The sequence below is a fragment of the Mesorhizobium sp. M1E.F.Ca.ET.063.01.1.1 genome, from assembly GCF_003998155.1.
In the GTDB taxonomy this organism is placed as follows: domain Bacteria; phylum Pseudomonadota; class Alphaproteobacteria; order Rhizobiales; family Rhizobiaceae; genus Mesorhizobium.
Map to the genome: position 1 here is coordinate 1 of NZ_RZSC01001148.1, position 1298 is coordinate 1298.

The window sequence follows — 1298 nt, forward strand, 5'->3', positions numbered from 1 at the left end:
GTCTCCAGCCATAGTTGGGGGCGACCCTTGGGTCTGGTACGAAGCTACGACCGAATTCGGCTAGACGGTTCTTGAGGCCTCGCCGGGCGCCTCGACTGTCTTCGAACGGGTCGACATTTAGAAAAAGGTGACCGCCGCCGGATTGCTCGACGAACGCCGGGAATCCAAGATCGACGATTTGCTGATGAAGTGGAACGTCCCGGGCCTCGTCGGTCTTGACCGTCCCGGCCTCCGGGGTGATCTGGATTATCCAAGTGCCATCCGGATGGCCTCCTTGCGACCCGTCAACGCTGCGATGTCAGCTGGTACCCGCTTCCGGAACCAGTAAACCCCGGTCTTAGGATGTTTGACAGGACGGCTCATTGCAAGGACCATGTGTAGCACCCGTGTGTATCACTCGGGCAGCCCTAAGCACTTAGTTTTGCTAGTTTTTCAGCTGCGTCAACACCTTAGTTTGGTGTTGGTGCCCAGAGGCGGACTGTCACCGAAACGGATCGAACTCAGCCTGCGGGCGCCATGATACAGGATCGGTTATCCAGCGACTGATGTCGGATTCATGCCACCCTGCACCCTGGACGCTGATCTTGATCTGGCGTGGGAACGTGCCTTCCGCGATCTTGCGGTAGATCGTGGACCGGGACAAACCGGTCCGGGAAAGGACAGTTTTCAGGCGGATAATGCGGTCTGGTTCGGGCATGGTCGTGCTGCCTCCTGCTGGCTGTTTCTGGCTGCTCCTGATCCAGAGGATAGACACTTAGGGTGAGCAAGAGGGTTTTCCGCATCGTCGTACCCCGGCGTAGAGGCGGCGGTAAATCGGACGGGTCTAGAGTCCGATGCCCCGGCCCCTTCCGAGGTCGATGCCGTGGTTGAAGCTGAGTTCAAGGCCGAGACGGTGGCCTGATTCGAACGCGATGCCGAGGTCTCGCTTGCGGTTGGTGAGGATGGATTCCAGTTGCGGATCGCGTTGGAGGCTTTTGGCCATATCGCCCATGGCCGACCGCGTGGCCTTGTAGCCTGACATGTCGCCCGCCCGATATTGGCGCTGACTGGTCCGGTCGAGCTTTTGCCAACGTTCCACGAAGAGGTCGGCGCGGGGGCTTGGATCAGTGCGGATTTCGGTTTCAAGCTGGAGGGCGCGGATGGCGCGATTGACCTGGCCACCGCCGGCCTCGCGGGCAAGGGCCGGGTGCTTGACGTAAGCTGCCTCGGCATCGCGCCACCCATGCGGCCGCACCGCCTCGAAGGCGTTGCGGGCCTCGGCCAGTTCGCGCGTCTGCGCCGGGCTGGCCTTGCCGCCC

2 protein-coding genes and 1 pseudogene are annotated in these 1298 nt (G+C 61.5%); 1 reads left to right on the forward strand and 2 read right to left on the reverse strand.

The genetic code is table 11. The features are described from left to right. Positions 1-127: 127 nt before the first annotated feature. The gene (locus tag EOA29_RS41890; RefSeq protein WP_189479124.1) at positions 128-328 is read left to right on the forward strand and encodes a hypothetical protein; all 201 of its coding nucleotides are present in this window, start codon (positions 128-130) and stop codon (positions 326-328) included. Positions 329-481: 153 nt separating this feature from the next. On the opposite strand, the gene EOA29_RS36790 is transcribed toward EOA29_RS41890, so the two are convergent. Then, on the reverse strand, positions 482-697 hold the full coding sequence (locus EOA29_RS36790) for an AlpA family phage regulatory protein (RefSeq protein ID WP_127222416.1): 216 nt from the start codon (positions 695-697) through the stop codon (positions 482-484). Between the two features lie 126 nt (positions 698-823). Beyond that, positions 824-1298 (reverse strand): annotated as a pseudogene (locus EOA29_RS36795) (Ti-type conjugative transfer relaxase TraA); the annotation flags it as partial.

Excerpts from the sequence above, each read along its gene's own strand:
- EOA29_RS36790 (WP_127222416.1), bottom strand. The coding sequence starts at position 697 with ATGCCCGAACCAGACCGCATTATCCGCCTGAAAACTGTCCTTTCCCGG.